This window comes from Corynebacterium sp. UMB10119B (assembly GCF_030228125.1).
Lineage (GTDB): Bacteria > Actinomycetota > Actinomycetes > Mycobacteriales > Mycobacteriaceae > Corynebacterium > Corynebacterium pseudogenitalium.
Map to the genome: position 1 here is coordinate 70,724 of NZ_JASPBG010000003.1, position 21,244 is coordinate 91,967.

Here is a 21,244-nt window from a genome sequence, read left to right on the forward strand (position 1 = left end):
GCCACCGAATTATTAGGCTCCGGCCAGGAACCCGACTTTCTCGTAGACGTCTTTGACCAACGGCGCCGCGATTTCTCGGGCGCGCTGCGCTCCGTCTGCGAGGATGCGTTCCAGTTGCGCGCGGTCGTTCATGAGCTCGTCGTAGCGGGCGCGAAGTGGCGTCGTAAAGGCTTCGAGTGCATCCGCCGTATCCACCTTCAGCGCGCCGTAACCCTTGCCCTCGTAGCTGGCCACCAGCGAGTCGATCGGGGTGCCGGTCAGCGCCGACTGGATCACCAGGAGGTTGGAGACGCCAGGCTTGTTCTCCTTGTCGTAGGCGACGACGCCATCGTCGTCCGTCACCGCGGACCGGATCCGCTTCGCGGACACCTTCGGATCATCCAGCAGGTTGATCAGGCCCTTCGGGTTCTGCCCAGACTTGCTCATCTTCGACGTCGGATCCTGCAGGTCATAAATCTTTGCCGAGCCTTCCGGGATGAGGCCCTCAGGCACCACGAACGTGGAGCCGTAGCGGGAGTTGAAGCGCTCAGCGAGCGTACGGGTCAGCTCGAGATGCTGACGCTGATCTTCGCCAACGGGCACGAGCTGCGGCGAGTACAGCAGAATATCGGACGCCATCAGCACTGGGTAGGTAAACAGACCGACAGAGGTGCGGTCCTGGCCCTGCTTCTGGCTCTTGTCCTTAAACTGCGTCATGCGGCTTGCCTCGCCGAAGCCGGTGAGGCACTGCAGCACCCAGGTCAGCTCCGTGTGCTCCGGCACGTGCGACTGCACAAAGAGAGTGGACTTCTCAGGGTCAATACCGAGCGCGATCAGCTGTGCGCAGCCCGCGATGGTGCGCTCGCGCAGCTCCTTCGGATCCTGGTCGACCGTAATCGCATGCAGGTCCGGGATGAAATAGAACGCGTCGTACCCGTCTTGCAGGTCAATCCACTGTTTCAACGCCCCGAGGTAGTTGCCGAGGTGGTAGGAGTCTGCCGTGGGTTGGATTCCGGAAAGTACGCGCTGTTTTTCAGTCATGCTTTCTTACTGTAGACCAGACTGGAACGCGCGCGTGCGCTACCTGTCTCCCTGCCCTATTCTTTTTCCTCTTTGTCGGCCTTGTTGTTTGGCCGCGGGTCGGTTCGGCGCATGCGCTTGATGCCGCGGTAGACCTGGCGCGCCCCCGGCACCATCCGCGCTCGCCGGTAGAAGTAAGAGGTCAGCGCGTACTTCGGGTCGATCTCGGCGACGCGCTCGTCGTCGTACACATAGACTGGCAGTGACCAGCCACGCTTCAGGGAAACCAGGCGGATACCCAGCACGAGCAGCACGGTAACAATGACGTTGATCCACTCCGGGACACCAACCAGCATCATCAGCCACCACCCGACCGTGCCGATGACCGCCGCCGACGCATACAACTCTTTCCGGAACACCAGCGGCACACGATCGGAGAGGACGTCGCGAATGATGCCGCCGGACACACCGGTGGTGATGGCGGCCACGCAGGCAATGATGAACCCGTGACCGTTCTCAATCGCGATTCGAATACCAACAACAACGAACGCGGCGAGCCCGATGGCGTCGGCAACTAAGAAGCCGCGACGCAGCTGGTGCATCAGCCAACTAATGCGGACAGTCAGTACGGAAGCAACTACGACGAGCAGCAGATACTCGGGTTTTTCCACCCACACCATCGGGTAAATCCCCAGCAGCAGGTTGCGCACCGTGCCGCCGCCGAGCGCGGTCAACGCGCCGAGGGTGATGACCCCGAAGAGGTCCATGCGCATGCGGCCCGCGGAGACAGCCGCGGTCATGGCCTCTGCGACGATACCGATGATGAACAGCGCGGTGATGAGCTGATCGGTGCTGACTGCGTCCATATTAAATGTCGTACTCCACGATGAGTGGGGAGTGATCCGACCAGCGCTGCTCAACCGTAGGCGCCTTTTCCACCCAGCTGCGCTGCGCGCGCTCGAGCATGGACTTCGTTGCGGCCTGGTAGTCGATGCGCCAGCCGGCGTCGTTGTTAAACGCCTGGCCGCGGTAGGTCCACCACGTGTACGGCGCGTCCTCGGGCTGCAGGCGGCGCGCGACGTCAAACCACTGTGGGTTGTCATTCGCTTGTCGACGCCCCTCCGACTCATACTCCACCGCCCCAGCCCACCGGCTTGCATCCTTGTCTTCGAGGTCCTGCGCGGCGTCATCCGGGAACGCACCGAAGACGGAGTCCATGAACGCGCGCTCGTCGGGCAGGAAGCCGGACTTCTTCCGGTTCGTCTTCCAGTTCTTGAGGTCTTCGCGGCGGTGGCAGATATTCCAGTCGCCTGCGATCACCATGTCGGGGTACTTCGCGGGCAGCTCCTCGAGCACCGGGCCGAACTGGTCGAAGAAGCGGTACTTCTCGTCCTGCTTGGCGGTCTCCGCGGCGCCCGACGGCAGGTAGAGCGACGCCACCCGCACGCCATTCTCTAGCGTCGCCGCAATGAAACGCCCCGCATCCTCGAAGCCCGGGATGCCAACGCTTACCTCAGATAGGGGGATTCTTGAGAGAATTCCCACACCCGCGCGGCCTTTCGCGCCCGGAGTTTCTGCCGGGGCGACGGCGAGATGCCACCCCTGTTCGAGCGCAGGCGCCAGCGCGAGCTCGGTTTGTTGCTGCGTTGCCCGCACCTCTTGCATCAGCACGACGTCGACAGACGAGGCGTCGAGCCATGCGTGCATCCCGTGATTAAGCTCGTTGCGGACCTTCGTGGCCGCGCGGATTCCGTTGACGTTGACCGAAGCAATGCTTAAAACCATGCCCATGACCCTACCTTTCCCCGCTAATACAAGACACGCGGTATGTAAAAGCTGTACGCTGTGGGTTTAGGCAACACATTTGACGCGATACTTAAGGAGAACCATGGCTCAAATCATTTGGACACGCACCGATGAAGCGCCACTGCTGGCAACCTATTCCCTCAAGCCAATCGTTGAGGCATTCGCCGCTCAGGCGGGACTCGATGTCACCACCGCTGACATCTCGCTTGCAGGCCGCATCATTGCGCAGTTCCCGGAGCGTCTCACCGACGAGCAGAAGATGGACGACGCACTTGCGCAGCTCGGCCAGCTTGCTACTACCCCCGAAGCGAACATCATCAAGCTTCCGAACATCTCGGCTTCCCTGGTCCAGCTGAAGAAGGCCATCGCAGAGCTGCAGGCCGCTGGCTTCGACCTGCCGGAGTACCCGGACAATCCTTCCACCGACGAAGAGCGCGAAGTACAGAAGCGTTACGACGCCGTGAAGGGCTCCGCCGTGAACCCCGTCCTGCGCGAGGGCAACTCCGATCGCCGTGCGCCGGAGGCCGTCAAGAACTTCACAAAGAAGCACCCACACTCGATGGGCGCGTGGTCGAAGGACTCCAAGACCAACGTTGCGACCATGGATGCTGGAGACTTCCGCCACAACGAGAAGTCCGTCATCATGCCGGCGGCCGATTCCCTGACCATCAAGCTGGTCGCCAATGATGGCACCGAGACCGTCCTCAAGGACTCCCTGGCTGTCGAAGCTGGCGAAGTCGTGGACGGCACCTTCATGTCCGCCAAGGCGCTCGACGCGTTCCTTCTCGACGCGGTCAAGCGCGCCAAGGAAGAGGGCGTGCTCTTCTCCGCTCACCTGAAGGCAACGATGATGAAGGTCTCCGACCCAATCATCTTCGGCCACGTCGTCCGCGCATACTTCAAGGACGTCTACGACAAGTACGGCGAGACCCTTTTCGCTGCTGGCCTGAACGGCGAGAACGGCCTGGGCGCAATCCTTGATGGCCTTGCTGGCGTCGATAATGGTGAGGAGATCCGCGCGGCCTTCGAGCAGGCACTGAAGGACGGCCCGGCGTTGGCGATGGTCAACTCCCACAAGGGCATCACCAACCTGCACGTACCATCCGACGTGATTATCGACGCCTCGATGCCTGCGATGATCCGCACCTCGGGCCACATGTGGAACGCTGCCGACCAGGAGCAGGACACCCTGGCGACCATCCCGGATTCCTCCTACGCGGGCGTCTACCAGGCGGTTATCGACGACTGCCGCGCCAACGGCGCCTACGACCCAACCACCATGGGTACCGTGCCAAACGTTGGTCTGATGGCGAAGAAGGCTGAGGAGTACGGCTCCCACGACAAGACCTTCAAGATCCCTGCCGACGGCAAGGTCCAGGTTGTCAACGCCGCCGGCGACGTGCTGATCGAGCACGACGTCGAAGCCGACGACATCTGGCGCGCATGCCAGACCAAGGACGCCCCGATCCAGGATTGGGTGAAGCTCGCCGTCAACCGCGCACGCCTGTCCGGCATGAAGGCCATCTTCTGGCTCGACGAGGAGCGCGCGCACGACCGCAACCTCATCTCCCTTGTTGAGAAATATCTGCAGGACCACGACACGGACGGCCTGGACATCTCCATCTTGAACCCGGTTGAGGCGACGAAGGTTTCCGTCGAGCGCATCCGCCGCGGCGAGGACACCATCTCCGTGACCGGTAACGTCCTGCGCGACTACAACACCGACCTGTTCCCGATTCTGGAGCTGGGCACCTCCGCGAAGATGCTCTCCGTCGTTCCACTGATGGCTGGCGGCGGCCTCTTCGAAACCGGTGCCGGCGGCTCCGCGCCGAAGCACGTCCAGCAGGTCCAGGAGGAGAACCACCTGCGCTGGGACTCCCTCGGCGAGTACCTCGCACTTGCAGAGTCCTTCCGCCACGAGAAGAACACCAAGGGCAACGAGAAGGCAGGCGTCCTCGGTGACGCGCTGGACCGCGCAACGGAGAAGCTGCTCAACGAAGGCAAGTCGCCATCGCGCAAGGTGGGCGAGATCGACGACCGCGGCTCCCACTTCTGGCTGGCACGCTACTGGGCCGAGGCACTCGCTGCACAGTCCGAGGACGCGGACCTGGCGGCCACGTTCGCTCCGGTTGCTGCAGCGCTGGCAGAGAACGCCGAGACCATCGACGCAGAGCTGCTCGCGGTGCAGGGCTCCCCTGCCGACTTGGGTGGCTACTACTGGCCTGAGGAGGCCAAAGTCACTGCCGTCATGCGTCCGTCGGCAACGTTTAACAAGGTGATTGACGGTTTGAAGTAAACCCTCGGTTTGATCGGCCCCGGTTGCTGCGTTTTCGCGGCGGCCGGGGTTTCGTTTACGGTTCTTGACCTGGCGCCCAGGATGGCACCTCTACGTGGTAACCAGAGGATGGTAATCAGCCGAGTAACTGGGCCAACGGCGATCACCTCTACTCGGCTGATTACCATCCTCTGGTCACCATCCTCGGCTAAGAGCGGGCTGCGGGTGTAGTGGCGTCGAGAAGCAGGTACTCACCCGAGGGCTGCCCGGCGGCCAGCGATGGTGTCGCGGACCTCGCGGACGAACTGATCGGGGTACCGACGCAAGAACGACGGCGAGTAGCGGAGGAAGACATACCCCCTGTTGGCGATTCTCTTCTGGCGCTCGAACTCCTCCTGCCGCACGCGTTCGGCATTGGGTCCTTGGTACTTCACGTTGCCGTCGATCTCGATGAGTAACCAGCCGTCGACGCACAGGTCCGCGTAGCGTCCAGCCACTTCGTACTGCGTAAACAAAGGGCCGATCCCCGCCCGGATCAGCAGAGCGCGTGCGAAAGATTCGTAGGGCGAACCGGAATCCGCGACACAGTGCCGGATGCACTCCCGGACCACGGCAACGCCCTTTAGCCTGCCAAGTTGGGATGCCTCCCGTTCAAGAAGTTCAAACGTAAACCCACTACACCGAAGGTAGTCGGCAGCGACGAGCCCTTCGACGAAGCCGTAATGGCGGGCGATGTCAGCAAACGTTCGGAAACCGTTAGTAACCCGGTGGCCGTCGCGCAACGAGATTTCGTTGCTACGCAGCACCATGCGCCGAAACATTATCCCCTCCCGGTTTCGGCGAGATGGCGGGCTCCCCCTCGAAAGCAGACACAGTTCGACGGGTTCTTCCGTCGTACTGATCACCCAAATGCCGTGCATGCGCGCGGCCGATCTTCCGACCAACACCGCTTCCCTGCTCATCATCGCAGCAGCTTCGACGCGCAGCCACTGACGTTCGTGGAACCTCAGCGCTTTCCATCCCGTCTCTGCATACACAATGCTCGTGTCGAGCACCCGATACGGACCTCGGAGTTTGTCGAGTTCCTTGTGGGAAAGAACCCGCTTGTCCACAATCCCCCGCCGTAGCTCTTCCTTCCGTTCCTCCCACCGTTGCTGTTGTGCCTTATGAGCTCTGTCAATCCCCATGTCTTTTCTGACGGCGAAAACCCGGTACCGGTTCCCTCCCGCCGCGAAGGCCTAGCCCGCGTTGCGCAGCGCGAAGGTTCACGAACGTACATCACCGTCACTATTGTCAACATGGTTGAACCAGCAAGTTGGCATGACTACCGCCCGGGGTGAGCGTGGCGCTGGACGCTCTTCACTATTCTATTTATATTCACATATATCGCCTGGTTAAACAGTATCGCTAGACAGCTTGGTTCACACGAAACCTACCAAGCGTTACATTGTTCCCCATGACTCAATACGACAACAGCAATACGAAAGACTGGTCCTTCAACACCCGCACCATCCACGCCGGACAGGCCGTGGACAGCGACTACGGGGCCCGCAACCAACCCATCTACATGACCACCTCCTACGTGTTCGACAACGCTCAGCACGCAGCAGACCGCTTCAACCTCTCCAACCCAGGCCCGATTTACACTCGCCTGACCAACCCAACCCAGCAGGCACTCGAAGACCGCATCGCGGACCTCGAGGGGGGCGTCGCAGCGACCGCATTCGCTTCCGGCATGGCTGCAGAGACTGCCGCCATTACGAACCTGGCGTCGGCAGGCGACCACATCGTTACCTCACCTCGCATCTACGGTGGCACCGAGACCCTGTTCCAGGTGACGCTGCCGCGCCTCGGCATCGACGTCACGTTCGTGGACAACCCTGACGATCCAGAGAGCTGGCAGGCGGCTGTCCAGCCGAACACGAAGGCGTTCTACGGCGAGACCTTCGGCAACCCGATCGCCGACGTCCTCGACATCCCGACCGTCGCGGAGGTCGCGCACCGCAACCAGGTGCCACTGATTATCGATAACACCATGGCCACCGCTGCCTTGGTCCGCCCACTGGAGCTCGGCGCGGACATCGTGGTCGCTTCCACTACGAAGTTCTACACGGGCAACGGCGCAGCTATCGGCGGCGTCCTCGTCGACGGCGGCAAGTTCGACTGGACCGTCGAGCGCGACGGCAAGCCAGTCTTCCCGTACTTCGTCACCCCGGATCCGGCGTACCACGGCCTGAAGTACGCGGACCTCGGTGCACCGGCCTTCGCACTGAAGGCCCGCGCCGGCATCCTGCGCGACACCGGCGCTGCAATCTCCCCGTTCAACGCGTGGGTTGCGCTGCAGGGCCTAGACACGCTCAGCCTGCGCGTGGAGCGTCACAACGAGAACGCACTGAAGGTAGCGAAGTTCCTCAGCGAGCACGACAAGGTAGCCAAGGTGAACTTCGCCGGCCTCGAGTCCTCTCCGTACTACGCGGTCAAGGAAAAGCTCGGACTGCGCTACACCGGCTCGGTCCTCTCGTTCGAAATCGCAGGCGACAAGGACGACCACACCAACGCTTGGAAGTTTATCGACGCCCTCAAGCTGCACTCGAACCTGGCAAACATTGGCGATGTGCGCTCCCTGGTGGTTCACCCGGCTACAACGACGCACTCCCAGTCGGACGCGGAGGGCCTGGCACGAGCCGGCATCTCCCAGGCAACCATCCGCCTGAGCGTCGGTATCGAAGACGCCGACGACATCATTGCGGACCTCGAGCGCGGATTCGCAGCGATCTAACATGCCCAACCTGGCGCCTGAAGGCGAGCTGCAATTAGTCCCGATTGGCGACTTCACCACAGAGGCCGGAGCCACCATCCAGGACGCCCACATCGCATACCAGCGGTGGGGGCAGTTCCGGGGTGACCCGAAGGGCGAGAACAACATCCTCCTTGTTGAGCACGCCTTAACCGGGGACTCCAACGCCGCTGAGTGGTGGGGCGGGGCGATCGGCCCCGGCAAAGCACTCGACACCGACACTTGGTGCGTGATCTGCACCAACGTGATCGGGTCCTGCTACGGCTCGACTGGCCCTGCGAGCACGCATCCCGACGGCGCCGCATGGGGGTCGCGCTTCCCCGCACTTTCAGTCCGCGACCAGGTCCGCGCCGAACGCACCTTGTTCACCCAGCTCGGTATCCACCGTGTGCATGCCATCATGGGAGGCTCCATGGGCGGGGCGCGCACCCTGGAGTGGACGCTGCTTTACCCCGAATCTGTCGGCTACGCCTGCGTCATGGCGGTCTCCGCGCGCGCAAGCGCCTGGCAGATCGGCATCCAGGAGGCTCAGATTTACGCCATCGTGCGCGACCCCAACTGGCACGGCGGCGACTACTACTCCACCGGCACCTCCCCCGATGAGGGACTGGCTGCCGCCCGGCGCATCGCACACCTCACCTACCGCGGTGAGCTCGAAATCGACGAGCGCTTCGGCACCAGCGCCCAAGAAGGCGAAAACCCACTCGGCCCCTACCGCGAGCACGACCAGCGCTTCGCTGTGCAAAGCTACCTGGACTACCAGGGGCAGAAGCTCGTCAAGCGTTTCGACGCCGGCGCCTACGTCACACTCACTGAAGCCATGAACCGCCACGACATCGGTCGCGGTCGCGGAGGCCTGAACAAGGCGCTGCACTCGTCGACGGTGCCGACGATGATTGTGGGCGTCGATACGGATATTTTGTACCCCTACCACCAGCAGGAACACATGTCCCGCAACCTGGGGAACCTGCTGGGGATGCACAAGCTGTCATCCCCGGTTGGCCACGACGCGTTTCTCGTCGAGGCCCGCCAGATGGACAACATCTTGCGCAACTTCATCGCGCTGACCAGCGCGTAAGATCCCTTTAGGAGCCCAGCGCGTCCACCGACCAGGCTAGCCACACCATCGCGGCGCCCAGGCCGGTGGAAAACGCGATATCGAAACGCTTGGAGCGCACTGCCAGCAGACCAATGACTTGCGAGTCGCACGTCAGGCGCAGCAGTGCGCACCACAGCATGGTCGCCCCGAGTGTGAACGTGGCACGCCGCCAATGATCCGTCAGCGACCACACCCCCGCGGCGACAAAACCCAGGATGAACACGCCGACCATCGCCACCTGCACGTTCCGAGGCAGAGGCGAGGGCGGGTTCCCAATGTCATGAGGGTTGTCCAGCGACAACCCTTCTGCCGAGTTAGGCAAGCTGCTCAGCCCGCTCCACGATATTGCGGACCAGGAACGTGCGAGTCATCGGGCCAACGCCACCAGGGTTCGGCGAGACCCAGCCCGCCTTCTCCCACACATCCGGGTGCAGGTCGCCGACTGTTTTGCCGTCGACACGAGAGACGCCCACGTCCAGCAGCGCGGCGCCTTCCTTAATCATGTCCGCCGTAATCATGTGTGGTTTGCCAGCCGCCGCGATGACCACGTCCGCCCGGCGCGTCTCCGCGGCCAGATCCTTGGTGCCGGTGTGGCACAGCACCGTCGTGGCGTTGACGTTACGCGAGGTCAACATCAGCGAGATTGGGCGGCCCACGGTTACTCCGCGGCCGATGACGCACACGATCGCGCCGTTAAGATCCACGCCGAAGCGCTCCAGCAGCTTGATGGAGCCGTTCGGCGTACACGGCAGCGGCGCGGGCTCGTTGAGCACCAGCTTGCCCAGGTTGACCGGGTGCAGGCCGTCGGCGTCCTTGTCTGGATCGATGAGTTCCAGGATGCGGTTCTCATCCAAGTGCTTCGGCAGTGGCAGCTGCACGATGTAGCCGGTGACGGCGTCGTCGTTGTTGAGCTCCTCGATGACTTCCTCGAGTGCTTCCTGCGTGATGTCCCCTGGCAGCTCCTTCATGATGGAGGCAATGCCCAGCTCTTCACAGTCGCGGTGCTTCATGCGCACGTAGTTCTGGCTCGCCGGATCATCGCCGACCAGCACGGTGGCCAGCCCCGGCGTAATCCCACGCTCGCGCAGGGCGGCAACTCGTGTTTTGAGATCCGCAAAGATCTCCTCGCGGTACAGTTTTCCGTCTAATTTAATCGCAGTCACGGTGACCATCCTAGACTGTAACCATGTGCGCTTTTCACGTTATCTTTGACAATCCCGTCATCCCAGGCAACACCGGCAACGCAATCCGGCTGTGCGCAAACACCGGCGCCGTACTGCACCTGGTGGAGCCACTCGGGTTCAACTTCGAAGACAAGCACCTGAAGCGCGCAGGGCTGGACTACCACGACCTAGCGGACGTCCAGATCCACCCAACTATCGACGCCTGCTTCGCCGCCATCCCGGATGCCCGCATCTTCGCGTTCACCACGCAGGCAACCGACTACTACCAGGACGTCGAGTACCGCGACGGCGACGCCCTCCTCTTCGGCACCGAGCCGACCGGTCTCCCCGAAGCACACCGCAGCCACCCGCGCGTGACCAAGCAGCTACGCATCCCGATGCTGCCGAGCCGCAGGTCGATGAACCTTTCCAACTCCGCGTCCGTCGCCGTCTTCGAGGCTTGGCGGCAGTTGGGATTCGTCGGCGGAGTCTAAGCGGAAGGGTTGCTACAGCTGTTAAGATCTGTGCCTGTTACCCTGCCCCCTTAGTTGAAACGAGTCCGCCATGCTCTCTACGACTGCATCCCGTGCCCGTTTGACCGCTGTACTCGCCGTCTCTACCCTGTTGGTCGGTTGTTCGGGTTCCTCCGATGAAGAGCTCGACGCGTGGCGCGCCGAGCAAGACGCCGCAGTCTCGGACATAGCCTCAATGCTTAACGAGAACTCTCCGACACCAGCTACTACTACCTCCGCCCGTCAGTCACCGTACCGGCCAGAACCGGACTACCGCGAACGCCCAAGCGCCCCCAGCCAGCGCGTCGAGCCACCGATTCAACGCAACGTCATCGATCCGAGAAACGACTCATCTGGGCAACGGGGCCGCGACGACAACCGTGGCGTGTACTACCACAACTCCGTCGACTGGAAGTGGCTGGAGCAGCCTGGCGGGATCGTACCTGGCGGCAGGATCATCAACGAGACACAAAGCTCGGGCTGTTCGACGGGCTTCCTTGCATCCAAAGGCGAGCGGATCTTCATCATCACTGCGGGCCACTGTGGCGATCGCGGCGATCAGTTCTACGTGCAGGATGCCCAAGGCAACTGGTCGTATGTCGGAGAGATGGTGGAGTCCTATCTGGAGAAGGACGCATACGGCGGTATCGTCGGCGCCGATATCGGGCTGATCGAAATCACCGGCGATGCGCGATCTTCCTCAACACTCCCGTTGGATCTTCCGCTCCGCGGCTGGATCACCCCGCAAGAAGCACAGGCACGCGGCATGGCCATCTGCCGTCTCGGCGCCACCACCGGTTACTCATGTGGAGAGTTCGAAAGCATCGGAAACAACGGCCTCTTCTACTTCCGCAGCATCACCGATCGCGGAGACTCAGGCGGTGCGGTCTTCGCCGCCGACAACTCTGGAGTGTGGGCCGTAGGCGTCAACTCCAACGTGTCCGATGCGAATAAGACTCGCGTAGGCGCCATGGAGATCGGCAGCGCCATCCAATACTGGGGCCTGACCATCCACAACTAAGTCTCCTCGACGAGCGCTACCGCATCGTCCATGCCAGGCAGCGTGCGGGTGCGCAGCGTATCGACGATCCAACGCCCCTCCCCCGCGCGCATATCCCGAGCCACCATTTTGACGGCTCCAGGGACCAGATCAAAGCGCACGTGCGCGAGGCCAAGCCTGCGCTGCAACGGCCCTTGTTTGAAGGAAAGTTCCTGGATATGCGCGTTTTCCACCATCTGGTATCGCTGGGACAGGCGACCGAACGTGACCACGGTGGCCTCTGGGTACAGCGCGACTGTCTGCCGCCGCCAATCAACCGGTGAAACCCACCGCGCAGAGCGCGGGGAGCGCAGCTGTGCACGCGACATGTCTCGCATCGCCTCACCGGACAGCGGCGCAATCGCGTCGATGACCTGCATGGCCTGCTCCAAGGTCCCGACCGGCAGCAGCTTGGACGTGCCAGTTGCCTTGTTGCGCTCGGATCCGTACCCGGCCACAGTCACCGAGACGGTCCACCACCCAAACATGCGCCACAGCAGTGGCTGGCGAAGCTGTACCGCGTGGATGCGGTGCAGCGGGACCGCTTGGTGCCTGCGGTTCGCAAGCCCGTACGTCATGTTGATGACGGCCCCGTTGCTGCCGGAGGTGGCATCGTCAAGCACTGAATTGAAGCGCCACGAGTGGTCGATGGTGCGCCAGATCTGTGGCACGAACCCGACGAGGATCGGTACTGCCGCGGTGATCGAGAGATCGGTGAAGAGCGGGACGGCGCTCGAGACAACAGTAATGATGGTTGAGAGTTGGAACGCCGCAGCAAGCAGCGAACGACCAATCGGGATTGGTGGCACCAGCGTATTAGCCGGGTCGGCGTCTTGCTCGGTGGGCGTCAACGCGGACGCAGCTGCGCCGGGGCGGGCAGCGATGGCCTGCAGGATCTCGGCGCGTAGTTCGTCTGCTTCCGCGCGGGGCAGGTAGGCGATCTCGATGGCCGAGTTGTTGCCGCCGGCCGCCTCGACGCGCACCGCCGCAAGCCCGAACAGGCGCGGCGCGAACGGCTCGATGACGTCGACTGCCTGGATCCGGTCGTAGCGAGCGGTGCGCACCTTAGTGGTGAGCACCCCTCGCGTCAGCTCGATGTCTTCTTCGCCAACGCGGAATCCGATCTTGGCCCACCACAGCTGCGAAATAATGAACACTACGAGCAGGCCAACGACGAACACGCCGACGGCCACGCCCACATCCATGATGCCGATGCCTTCGTCCTGCAGCCAGTTGACTAGGGGCATCGTGAAGTTGAAGACAGCGATCGTGAGCAGAGCAAGCAGCGTCGCCCACACGCGCAGCAACGGGGTCAGTCGGTGGACCCGCCGGTACTCAGAGGCCGCCGTCATAGGCCACTCATCTGTTCGCGTGCTTTGACTACAAGCCGGTCACGCAGCGCGTCGGCGTCGTGGGCGGGAAGCCCAGGCAGTGTGGTCACCGAACTGACCGATGCCGTGTTCACCACCAACTTCTTGAGCCCAAGCATCCGCATCACCGGTCCCGTGTTGACGTCCACGAACTGGATGCGCCCGTAAGGGATAACGGTGAGCGTGTGCCACATCTTCCCCTGGCTCAGGATCAGCTCGTTGTTCGTTTCCAGCCACGCCAGGTTGCGTACCTGAAACGGGATAAAGAAGTACTTCCAGATAAAGAACACCCCACAGGCGGCCGCTCCCCACATCCACCAGCCGCCGTACTTCCACTGGGCCCACAGCAAGCCGCCGATGACAATCAGCGCCCACACCGTATTGGTCACCAGCATGGGCACCATGTACTTCCGTGATACGCGGTGCATCTGCTCAACCGAGACCGGTAGCGGTGGTCTCGCGAGTGCGTCAGTCTGCTGTTCCATGGGCCCTACCCTAGCGACTTCACCGAAAATCACGTGAACCACGCGAGAGCCACTGGCCGACATCGATTTGCTCCAGACGGTCCGCCACGACGCTGACCGCACCTGACGCATTTTGGACAATCCCGCGCACCACCAGCGCGTGCGCTGTGCGCGCCACTACGCGCTGCCGCTTCCACAGCCCCGGCGACACCATGATGTTCAGCAGCCCGGTTTCGTCCTCCATCCCCAGAAACGTCAGGCCTGATGCCGTCTGCGGCCGCTGCCTGTGCGTGACCACGCCTGCGACGCGGACGCGGGTACCGTCTTCCACGCTACGAAGGTCGACCGCTCGGAGAATCCCCTCCCGTTGCAAGTGTTCGCGCAGCAGCTGCATCGGTTGAGCATCAGGGGTGACGCCGGTCGCGGCAACATCGGCCGCGAGCAGCTCGAACGCGGTCATCCCGGGCAGCGCTGGGGCGTCGATACCTGAAAGCCCAGGCAGCATGCCGTCGCGCTCTGTTGCTGCGATACCCGCAGCCCACACTGCTTGTCGACGCTCCCCTCCGAAGCAGTCCAGCGCACCCGCCTTGGCGAGCGCCTCGACGTGCTCCACGGTCAGCTCCGCCCGACGCGCCAGGTCCGCGATGTCCGTAAACGGCGCGGCCTCCTCGATCCTGGCCGCAGCCTTCTCCCCGACCCCCTTCACCAAATTCAGCCCGATCCGAATTGTGTCATTATCTATACAGCGCGCCTGTACGCCGGATCCGTTCACGCTCACCGGCAACACCGTGATGCCGTGGCGGCGGGCGTCTTGAATCAGGGACTGGGGCGAGTAGAAGCCCATCGGCTGTGCCCGCAGCAGGCCGACGCAGAACTGCGCCGGGTAGTAGTACTTCATCCACGCGGAGAAGTACACAAGCGACGCAAACGATTGCGAGTGCGACTCCGGAAATCCGTAGGCGGCAAACGCGACGATCTTGTTCCAGAGCTTTTCCGCGACGTCCGCCCCGATCCCGTTCGTGGTGTTGCAGCCCTCGAAGAACCGGGCTTTGAGCGCCGCCATTTTTGCTGGAGAACGCTTCGAACCCATCGCGCGGCGCAGCGCGTCGGCCTCCCGGCCGCTGAATCCTGCGGCGTCGACGGCGATCTGCATGAGCTGCTCCTGGAACAACGGAATACCCAGCGTCTTACCAAGAGATTTTCCCAGCACCGGGTGATCGTAAATGACGGGCTCGAGGCCATCGCGGCGCCGTAGATATGGGTGAACGGATCCGCCTTGAATTGGGCCTGGGCGAATGAGGGCCACCTCGACCACGAGGTCAAAGAATCGCTGTGGTTTCAGCCGTGGCAGCGTAGAAAGCTGCGCGCGCGACTCCACCTGGAATACCCCGACGGCGTCAGCGCGGCACAGCATGTCGTAGACGTTGGTGTCGGTGAGGTCGAGCTCCCACAGGTGCACCTCTGTGCCCGTTGTATCGCGTACGAGGTCCACCATGTGGTGCAGGGCCTCCAGCATGCCGAGCCCGAGCAGGTCAAACTTCACCAACCCCGCCGAAGCGCAGTCGTCTTTGTCCCACTGCACCACAGAGCGCTGTTCCTTGCGCGCCCACTCGATGGGGACAACGTCCGCGATCGGCCGGTCGCAGATCACCATCCCGCCCGAGTGGATCCCGAGGTGGCGTGGCTGGCCAATGAACTCCTCCGCCAACGTACATACCTGCTCCGGCGGGTCGCTGAGTCCTTTTGACCAGGCATCCGCAGCACCTTGTGGGTACCCGAGCGCCCGGGAAGCGTCACGAACAGCACCCTTCCTCCGGTACGTAATCACGTTCGCCACCTGCGCGGCACGCTCGCGGCCGTAGCGCCGGTAAACGTACTGGATTACTTCTTCGCGCCTGCCGGACTCAATATCAATATCGATATCCGGTGGGCCATCGCGGTCCGGCGACAGGAAACGCTCAAAAAGAAGGCCAGCGCTGATCGGCTCGGCGTTCGTGATCCCGAGAGCAAAGCAGACCGCTGAGTTCGCCGCCGACCCACGGCCTTGGCACAGGATATTGCTGCGCTGACAAAAGTCGACCAGGTCGTACACGATTAAGAAGTAGCCGGGGAATTGGAGCTCCTCAATCACGCTGAGTTCATAAGCAATCTGCTTCATCGCCTGCTCACGGATGTTTTCCGGGCGCGTCGCATACCGCACCTGCGCACTCGCGTAGGTCAACTCCTTCAGATAGCTCATCTCATTGTGGCCAGCAGGAGTGTCGTAGTCCGGTAGGTTTGGCGCGACAAGGTCGAGCGTAAACGCGCACTGTTCGGCAAGCTCCACGGTGGTGGCCAGCATCGGCTCACATCCCGGCAGCAGCCGGGCGAGCTGCTGCCCGCTGCGCAGCCAGTGCGCACCCATGGGGTGCAGGTCAGCAACGTCTTGCCGCAGCGCGCGGCGCTGGCCAAGCGCATGTTTCGCTGCAGCGAGGCGCGCGTGTCGGCGCGTCGCAGCGGCAGGCCGGGTACTCACTATGGCGGGAAGATGAACGAAGCGGTCTAATTGTTGGTGATGATCGGCGTCATCCGGCATGAGTGAGACCACGTACTCCCTCACCACATTTTCCACCCCGAAGCTCTCGCTCAATTTATCGAATAGCGGGGTCCACTCCCACCCGCCAAGCGCTAAGCAGGAGCCATCAAGCCACTCCCCGATTTCCCACATCGGCGGGTACGAGAGCTCGCCTTTTTGCCTACCCTCCATGTGCGCGCGCGACATCAGATGCGATAACCTCCGGTACCCTTCCGCGCCACGGGCCAGGACGGGCAGCACCCCCTCTTTCAGCGTCAGCTCTGCACCAAACACCGTGGGCATCCCGGCCGCCGCAGCAGCTTCCGCAAACTTCACCGCACCGTAGAAACCGTCACGATCACACAGGCCAAGCGCCGAAAGTCCGAGCGACCGAGCGCGTGCAACCAGCTGTTCAGGCTCGCTCGCCCCGCCAAGGAAGCTATAGGACGACACCGCGTGCAACTCGGCGAATGGCACCCCACCGCGCCGCCCACCGACCCCCTCACCCTCCGCTTCACCAGCAAAGGCGAGGTGATCTACCGGAACGACAGGACCGACGTCGTTCCCAGACAGTATCCGCTCCAGCTTTGACCATGTCAGCGGAGCACCCCCATTGAATCGCATGTTCGATAGTGTAAACATGTTCGAATGTTCGTGCAAGCGGATTTATATTCAACGTTTGTAGCCAGGGATAGACTAAGCGGTCCAATAGATGCTAAGTTTTCAAACCATCAATGATTCCCCAACGAAAGACATAAAGGAGACATCATGCGCCTCAACCGTGTGATTGCAACCATCGCAGCTTCAGCCCTCGCAGCTACCAGCCTCGTAGCCTGCTCTGACAACTCCGCTGAAAAGTCCACTGACGCTGCCGGTGGCGGCGAGGACACCGTCGTCAAGATTGGTACCACCGACGCTGACCAGAAGGCATGGTCCGTCTTCGAGGACCTTGCAGCGGACAACGGCATCACCCTCGACATCGTGCAGTTCTCTGACTACGCACCAGTCAACGAGGCGCTTGCCCAGGGCGAGATTGACCTGAACAAGTTCCAGCACATCCTCTACCTTGCTACCTACAACGAGGCTTCCGGCAACGACCTGAAGGTGCTGTCCACCACGGAGATCTACCCGCTGGCACTGTTCTGGAAGGATCACGATTCCCTCGACGGCATCGAAGGCACCGAGGTTGCTATCCCGAACGATGACTCGAACCAGGGCCGCGCAATCAACGTCCTCGTCCAGGCTGACTTGATCACGCTGAAGGATGGCGCTGATGAACTGGCACCGTCCCCAGCAGATATCGACGAGGCAGCGTCGAAGGTGAAGGTCGTTCCGGTCGACGCTTCCCAGACGACCTCCGCGTACAAGGAAGGCCGCCCGGCCATCATCAACAACTCCTGGCTGGAGCGCGCTGGCATTGAGCCAAAGCAGGCTATCTTCCAGGATGACCCGGCTTCCGAGCAGGGCGAGCCATACATCAACGTCTTCGCTGCACGCGCTGAGGACCTGGACAACCCGACCTACAACCGCCTCGCAGAGCTGTGGAACTCCCCAGAGGTCGCAGCTGCCGTCCAGGAGGATTCCCGCGGCACCGCGGTCGCTGTTGAGCGCTCCCGTGATGACGCAAACGCTATCCTCGCACGCCTTCAGGAGAAGTAATCCGTGACGAAAACCGGCACCCGGGTTGAGTTCCGGGACGTATCGAAAGTCTTTACAACGGGTGGGCGCGAGGTTGTGGCCGTCGACAATGTGTCGCTGACGGTCGAGCCTGGTGAGATCCTTGGAGTGATCGGCTACTCCGGCGCTGGCAAGTCCACGCTGGTGCGGCTGATCAACGGGCTCGACATGCCTACCAGCGGCGAACTCCTCCTCGACGGCACCAATATCGTCGGCAAGAGCGAGAAGCGCCTGCGGGAAGTGCGCCGAAACGTTGGGATGATTTTCCAGCAGTTCAACCTGTTCTCTTCCCGAACTGCGGCGGGCAACATTGAGTACCCGCTGCAGCTTGCCGGTTTGGGCAAGCAGGAGCGCCGGGCGCGCGTCGAGGAGCTCCTCGAGTTCGTCGGCCTGTCGGATCGCGGCAAGAACTACCCCGAGCAACTTTCGGGTGGTCAGAAGCAGCGCGTGGGCATCGCTCGTGCGCTCGCCACGAATCCCTCGCTCTTGCTTGCCGACGAAGCCACCTCCGCCCTCGACCCCGAGACCACCCACGAGGTGCTTGAGCTACTGCGCCGCGTCAACGCGGAACTTGGCATCACGATCGTGGTGATTACCCACGAGATGGACGTGATCCGCGCGATTGCGGACAAGGTCGCCGTGATGGAGGCCGGCAAGGTCGTCGAGTATGGCTCCGTCTACAAGGTGTTCTCGGACCCGAAGACGAAGGTCGCGCAGCGCTTCGTATCGACGTCGCTTCGCAACACCCCAGACAAGCACGAGGAGCTCGAGTTGCTGAACGCGGCGCCTGGGCGTCTCTTCACCGTCGACCTGACCGAACACTCGGGATTCTTCGGCGCGGCGGAGAAGGCGCGCCAACGCGGCGTGTCGATTCAGCCGGTGCATGCGGGTATTACGACCCTGCAGGAGCACTCCTTCGGCAAGATGACGGTCCGCCTCAACGGCGACGATGCAGCGATTAACGAGTTCCTGCACACGCTGCAGGGCACCACGGATATTCAGGAGATACGTCGATGAACAGTGCTGTCAATGAATTCATTCTGGCGCAGCCGAACTGGGACCGCCTCGGTCCCACGTTCGTAGACGCCATCGGCGACACGCTCTGGATGGTGGGCATCACCCTGCTGGTCGGTGGTATCTGCGGCCTGATCCTTGGCGTGTTCCTGTACACCACCCGCCCGGGTGGCATCCTGCAGAACAGCGTCGTGTACTGGGTGATTAACTTCGCCGTGAACTTCTTCCGGCCGATCCCGTTCATCATCATGATCGCGATGCTCTACCCCATCACGTTGTCGGTGGTGGGCACGACGATTGGTCGTGGTGCAGCCACGTTCGTGATGTGCTTCTCCGCGACCTTTACCGTGGCCCGTATTGTCGAGCAGAACCTGGTGTCCATCGACCCCGGCATGATTGAGGCCGCACGTTCGATGGGCGCAGGACCGTGGACGATCATCCGCACCGTCATCCTCCCCGAGGCGCTCGGTCCGCTGATCCTCGGCTACACGTTCATCTTCATCGCGGTGATCGATATGTCCGCGATGGCCGGCTACATCGGCGGTGGCGGCCTCGGTGACTTCGCCATCGTGTATGGCTACCGCCAGTTCGAGCCGCAGGTGACGTGGGCGGCTGTGATCGTCATCGTCGTCATCGTGCAGCTGGCGCAGTTCTTGGGCAACTGGCTGTCCAAGAAGGTGATGCGCCGCTAAGGTGTGATCAGTTGGTTAGGATGGGTGCCATGAAAATCGCAGCGTTTGATTTTGATGGCACCCTTCATCATTCCACGGACACTGACACGGGCGAGCACGGCTTCGACCCGGCCGACATGGCCGCAATCCAGGCCTGGCGCGACGCCGGCCACATCGCCATTTCTGCCACCGGACGCTCGCGCACCGCGCTCGAGTTCGGAATGCGCCACTGCCCCATCCGCTTCGACTACCAGGTGCTCTCCAACGGCGGCTCCGCAACCACCGGCGATAACGAGCGCCTGCTCTACTCGCACCTTGTAGACCCGGAGATCGTCGAGCAGGTGGTCACGCACTTCGCTGACACGGATGGGGTGGCGGTGTTCGGCACCACGATCGGCCACGTCGATGGTGAGTTCAGCAACAACACCCAGGCCCGCAGCAGCTTTACCGTCAACTTCGACGCAATGACGACGGCCGACATTCCCCACCACGAGTTCGCCGTCGTCCCCTTGTGGATCCCAGGCAACGAAGCGCTTCGCGCGGAAGTCTACGAGTGGACGCGCGCGCTGCCGCATGTATCGGTAGCGCAGAACCAGGACTTCATCGACATCATGGCGCCCGGTCGCACGAAGGGCGCAGGCATCCAGGACCTGTTGCAGCTCCTCGACGTCCCACGCGAAGACATCGAGCTGTACACCTTCGGCGACTCGTGGAATGACCTGTCCATGCACGAGATCGCAGATCACTCGCACAGCTTCCACCACTCGCCCGCCGAGGTGCAGCAGCGCACCGACCACGTGATCAACAGGGTCGCTGACGTGCTGCCCAGCTACATCTAGGAGCGCCCGACTGCGACCCAGCTCTTGCCGGGCTTCGGGTCCTTCCCGCATGATGCCATCACGGCATCAACGTCGCGCTGTTCCAACGTCACCTCGTAGGCAGTGTCGGTCGCGGTGTCGGTGACGGTGACGTGGGCGGAGGGGCCGTCGATACGCTCGGCGGTGACTTCGAGCTGGCCGTAGCGCACCTTGTCCCCTCGGGTGGCGAGCTGCGTTGCGACGTCCACTTCCGCCACCTGACCTACCGGGCTGAAGGTGCCGCGGCCGCGGTTGCCCGGCACGAAGTACTCGCCGCGCATCGCAGCTTCAAGCATGGCCTCAGTAGCCTCAAGGTTCATTCGGCCAAAGCTGTACGCCCACGGCATGAGCAGCATCGTGGCGGCAAAACGGTGCCCCTTGATGTGCGAGGTTTCCCACACCACGTCGTTGCCCTGCCCAAACGGGTACTTCTCTACGAGCTCGTTGACGATGGGGCGACCCTTGATGGCGCAGCACATGTCGCGCTTCGCGTGGGTACAGACCAGGACCAGCGGTTTCGTACGCGACTTGGCGCTGTTTTGCCCTGGGCCTGACAGGTCGAGATCCAGGATCGCCTCAGGCCCATCGACGTGCAGCACCTCGGTTGCTGCCTGGTCGGCGAAGACCAGGTAGACGTGGTGGTCTTCAATCTGGCGGCCTTCCCTCGTTGGGTGGCGGATGAGCAGCAAGGTGGCGTTGTAGCGCTGCATGTGCGCTTTCAACTTTTCGGTCAGTTCATCCCCGAAGGTGTCGCCGTCGAGTACGTCGTGGCTCCACTTGTGTGGCCACTCAAACAAAACGTAGGTCGAGCCGGGTTTCGCGGTACCCGGCAGCGGCTCACTGTCCGTATCGGAGCAGAGTGTGCGTGCATGGGCTGTAGTCATGTCACCTACTGTAGCGAAAATTTCCCGATTGATTAGGTATACCTAAACCGGGCCGAGTCGGGC

Annotated in this window: 19 protein-coding genes; 9 read left to right on the top strand and 10 right to left on the bottom strand. The window is 62.3% G+C overall.

Annotated features, from left to right (window positions below):
* Positions 1-12: 12 nt before the first annotated feature.
* From trpS to QP802_RS04180, 3 genes are read right to left on the bottom strand one after another with little or no spacing between them, the layout of a single operon-like run.
* Positions 13-1,020: a tryptophan--tRNA ligase gene (gene trpS, locus QP802_RS04170; protein ID WP_256041913.1), complete on the bottom strand. Its 1,008-nt coding sequence runs from the start codon at positions 1,018-1,020 to the stop codon at positions 13-15.
* Between the two features lie 56 nt (positions 1,021-1,076).
* Complete coding sequence (locus QP802_RS04175; RefSeq protein WP_284817654.1) at positions 1,077-1,865, bottom strand: trimeric intracellular cation channel family protein; 789 nt, start codon at positions 1,863-1,865, stop codon at positions 1,077-1,079.
* Position 1,866: 1 nt separating this feature from the next.
* Positions 1,867-2,784, bottom strand: a complete 918-nt coding sequence (locus QP802_RS04180) for an exodeoxyribonuclease III (RefSeq protein ID WP_284817708.1) — start codon at positions 2,782-2,784, stop codon at positions 1,867-1,869.
* A gap of 103 nt (positions 2,785-2,887) precedes the next feature.
* On the opposite strand from QP802_RS04180, the gene QP802_RS04185 reads away from it, so the two are divergent.
* A complete protein-coding gene (locus QP802_RS04185) occupies positions 2,888-5,101 on the top strand; it encodes an NADP-dependent isocitrate dehydrogenase (protein WP_284817655.1) in 2,214 nt (737 codons plus the stop codon).
* A 230-nt stretch (positions 5,102-5,331) separates the two neighbouring features.
* Here QP802_RS04185 and QP802_RS04190 read toward each other — a convergent pair whose 3' ends face one another.
* Positions 5,332-6,192 carry a hypothetical protein gene (locus QP802_RS04190; protein ID WP_284817656.1) on the bottom strand — a complete coding sequence of 287 codons (861 nt, stop codon included), beginning with the start codon at positions 6,190-6,192 and terminating at the stop codon, positions 5,332-5,334.
* A 344-nt stretch (positions 6,193-6,536) separates the two neighbouring features.
* Here QP802_RS04190 and QP802_RS04195 point away from each other — a divergent pair, with 344 nt between their 5' ends.
* Both QP802_RS04195 and metX read left to right on the top strand, forming a co-directional pair.
* Positions 6,537-7,859: an O-acetylhomoserine/O-acetylserine sulfhydrylase gene (locus tag QP802_RS04195; RefSeq protein ID WP_284817657.1), complete on the top strand. Its 1,323-nt coding sequence runs from the start codon at positions 6,537-6,539 to the stop codon at positions 7,857-7,859.
* Between the two features lies 1 nt (position 7,860).
* Positions 7,861-8,955 (top strand): homoserine O-acetyltransferase MetX, encoded by a 1,095-nt coding sequence (metX, locus tag QP802_RS04200; protein ID WP_284817658.1) that lies wholly within the window; start codon positions 7,861-7,863, stop codon positions 8,953-8,955.
* Positions 8,956-8,962: 7 nt separating this feature from the next.
* Here the strand turns inward: metX and QP802_RS04205 are convergent, their stop codons facing one another.
* Both QP802_RS04205 and QP802_RS04210 read right to left on the bottom strand, forming a co-directional pair.
* Entirely contained in the window at positions 8,963-9,298 is a 336-nt protein-coding gene (locus QP802_RS04205) for a DUF3017 domain-containing protein (RefSeq protein WP_240492742.1), read from the bottom strand.
* On the bottom strand, positions 9,291-10,139 hold the full coding sequence (locus tag QP802_RS04210; RefSeq protein WP_205634833.1) for a bifunctional methylenetetrahydrofolate dehydrogenase/methenyltetrahydrofolate cyclohydrolase: 849 nt from the start codon (positions 10,137-10,139) through the stop codon (positions 9,291-9,293). The genes QP802_RS04205 and QP802_RS04210 overlap by 8 nt, the downstream gene beginning before the upstream one ends.
* 23 nt (positions 10,140-10,162) lie before the next feature.
* Here QP802_RS04210 and QP802_RS04215 point away from each other — a divergent pair, with 23 nt between their 5' ends.
* The gene (locus QP802_RS04215; RefSeq protein WP_070363012.1) at positions 10,163-10,633 is read left to right on the top strand and encodes a tRNA (cytidine(34)-2'-O)-methyltransferase; all 471 of its coding nucleotides are present in this window, start codon (positions 10,163-10,165) and stop codon (positions 10,631-10,633) included.
* A 70-nt stretch (positions 10,634-10,703) separates the two neighbouring features.
* Positions 10,704-11,672 carry a S1 family peptidase gene (locus QP802_RS04220; RefSeq protein ID WP_284817659.1) on the top strand — a complete coding sequence of 323 codons (969 nt, stop codon included), beginning with the start codon at positions 10,704-10,706 and terminating at the stop codon, positions 11,670-11,672.
* Here QP802_RS04220 and QP802_RS04225 read toward each other — a convergent pair.
* The 3 genes from QP802_RS04225 to QP802_RS04235 are packed head-to-tail and all read right to left on the bottom strand — an operon-like array spanning position 11,669 to position 16,702.
* A complete protein-coding gene (locus tag QP802_RS04225; RefSeq protein ID WP_284817660.1) occupies positions 11,669-13,042 on the bottom strand; it encodes a PH domain-containing protein in 1,374 nt (457 codons plus the stop codon). The genes QP802_RS04220 and QP802_RS04225 overlap by 4 nt on opposite strands.
* Positions 13,039-13,545, bottom strand: a complete 507-nt coding sequence (locus QP802_RS04230) for a PH domain-containing protein (protein WP_284817661.1) — start codon at positions 13,543-13,545, stop codon at positions 13,039-13,041. Before QP802_RS04230 ends, QP802_RS04225 begins: the two co-directional genes overlap by 4 nt.
* A gap of 19 nt (positions 13,546-13,564) precedes the next feature.
* Complete coding sequence (locus QP802_RS04235; protein ID WP_407933404.1) at positions 13,565-16,702, bottom strand: error-prone DNA polymerase; 3,138 nt, start codon at positions 16,700-16,702, stop codon at positions 13,565-13,567.
* 144 nt (positions 16,703-16,846) lie between these two features.
* Between QP802_RS04235 and QP802_RS04240 the strand changes: the two genes are divergently transcribed.
* The 4 genes from QP802_RS04240 to QP802_RS04255 are packed head-to-tail and all read left to right on the top strand — an operon-like array spanning position 16,847 to position 20,279.
* The gene (locus QP802_RS04240) at positions 16,847-17,737 is read left to right on the top strand and encodes a MetQ/NlpA family ABC transporter substrate-binding protein (protein WP_256041905.1); all 891 of its coding nucleotides are present in this window, start codon (positions 16,847-16,849) and stop codon (positions 17,735-17,737) included.
* A gap of 3 nt (positions 17,738-17,740) precedes the next feature.
* The gene (locus QP802_RS04245) at positions 17,741-18,772 is read left to right on the top strand and encodes a methionine ABC transporter ATP-binding protein (protein ID WP_070477636.1); all 1,032 of its coding nucleotides are present in this window, start codon (positions 17,741-17,743) and stop codon (positions 18,770-18,772) included.
* Complete coding sequence (locus QP802_RS04250) at positions 18,769-19,461, top strand: methionine ABC transporter permease (protein ID WP_070477634.1); 693 nt, start codon at positions 18,769-18,771, stop codon at positions 19,459-19,461. Before QP802_RS04245 ends, QP802_RS04250 begins: the two co-directional genes overlap by 4 nt.
* 29 nt (positions 19,462-19,490) lie before the next feature.
* Positions 19,491-20,279 carry an HAD family hydrolase gene (locus QP802_RS04255; RefSeq protein ID WP_284817663.1) on the top strand — a complete coding sequence of 263 codons (789 nt, stop codon included), beginning with the start codon at positions 19,491-19,493 and terminating at the stop codon, positions 20,277-20,279.
* Here QP802_RS04255 and QP802_RS04260 read toward each other — a convergent pair.
* Positions 20,276-21,181, bottom strand: coding sequence for a sucrase ferredoxin (locus QP802_RS04260; RefSeq protein ID WP_070477627.1), 906 nt, complete (start codon positions 21,179-21,181; stop codon positions 20,276-20,278). The genes QP802_RS04255 and QP802_RS04260 overlap by 4 nt on opposite strands.
* Positions 21,182-21,244 lie beyond the last annotated feature (63 nt).